The 940-nt window shown below is 77.8% G+C and carries 2 protein-coding genes and 1 pseudogene; all 3 read left to right on the plus strand.

Going from position 1 to position 940, the window contains the following annotated elements; all coding sequences use genetic code 11:
• A pseudogene (locus tag AE652_RS42105) lies at positions 1 to 198 on the plus strand (type II secretion protein F); the annotation flags it as partial.
• 54 nt (positions 199 to 252) lie between these two features.
• Positions 253 to 546: a DUF4244 domain-containing protein gene (locus tag AE652_RS48895; protein WP_082346309.1), complete on the plus strand. Its 294-nt coding sequence runs from the start codon at positions 253 to 255 to the stop codon at positions 544 to 546.
• A 253-nt stretch (positions 547 to 799) separates the two neighbouring features.
• Positions 800 to 940, plus strand: a 141-nt coding sequence (locus AE652_RS42115; protein WP_304414278.1) for a TadE family type IV pilus minor pilin, incomplete at its 3' end; no start/stop codon positions are given.

Consider the following 940-nt stretch of genomic DNA (forward strand, 5'->3'; position numbering starts at 1 on the left):
GTCCCCGCCGCCGGCCCGCTGATCGGGTTGGCGCAGGGGCAGCGCACGGCGGCCGCCCGCGCGGCCCACACCCGGGTCCGCCGGGCCGCGGTGCTCGCCACCGCGCCGCTGGGGCTCTGCTTCCTCCCGGCCTTCGTCCTGATCGGCGTGGTGCCGGTGGTCGTGGGCCTCACCAGCCGCTTCGCCCAGGCGATGTGAAGGATCGTCGGCCGCACGAGCGGCCGTCGTACGTCGAGTGACAGGAGAGTTTTCATGACCGCAGTGATCGCGATTCGGCCCGGTGCCGGGCGTCCGCTCCGCCCGTTGGCCGAGGAGTGGCGGCGGAGGAGCCACCGGTCGGCCCGTCGGGTGCGCTGGGCAGCCCGCCGGGTCCGCCGGGTGGCGCGACTCCGAGGCCGCTCGGACGCCGGGATGACCACGGCCGAGTACGCCGTCGGGACGCTGGGCGCGTGCGCCCTCGCGGCCGGGCTGTACAAGGTGGTGACCAGCGACGCCATCACCGGTGCGCTGACCGACATGCTGGTACGGGCGCTCCATGCGACCTGAGGCCGGCTGCCGAACTCCCGCCGGTGGGCCGCCTTCGGCCGGTGGACCCCTGGGGGCGGGCGCGCCCCGTGGGGCTGCCTCCGGTCGTCGGCGGCCCCCGGCCGGGCGGTCGGGAGGAGGTTCTATCCCCGCCTCGCGAGGCACGCGCCCCGGCATCGCCCCGCCCGTGCTCCGGGCGGGCGGCGGGGGCCTGAGAACGGACCCGGACCGGGCGTGGTCGTTGCGCCCGGGGCGGCGCGGCGACGCGGGCTTCGTGACGGCGGAGACGGCGGTGGCACTGCCGGCGCTCCTCCTGCTCGCGGCGATGCTGATCTGGGGTGTGCTCGCGGCGGCCGCGCAGATCCGCTGTGTGGACGCCGCCCGGGTCGGCGCCAGGGCGGCCGCTCGCGGGGAG

The sequence above is a fragment of the Kitasatospora sp. MY 5-36 genome (assembly GCF_001182915.1).
In the GTDB taxonomy this organism is placed as follows: domain Bacteria; phylum Actinomycetota; class Actinomycetes; order Streptomycetales; family Streptomycetaceae; genus Kitasatospora.

Bases quoted from the DNA above. Each gene is read 5' to 3' on its own strand.
- AE652_RS48895 (WP_082346309.1), top strand. From the start codon at position 253: ATGACCGCAGTGATCGCGATTCGGCCCGGTGCCGGGCGTCCGCTCCGC.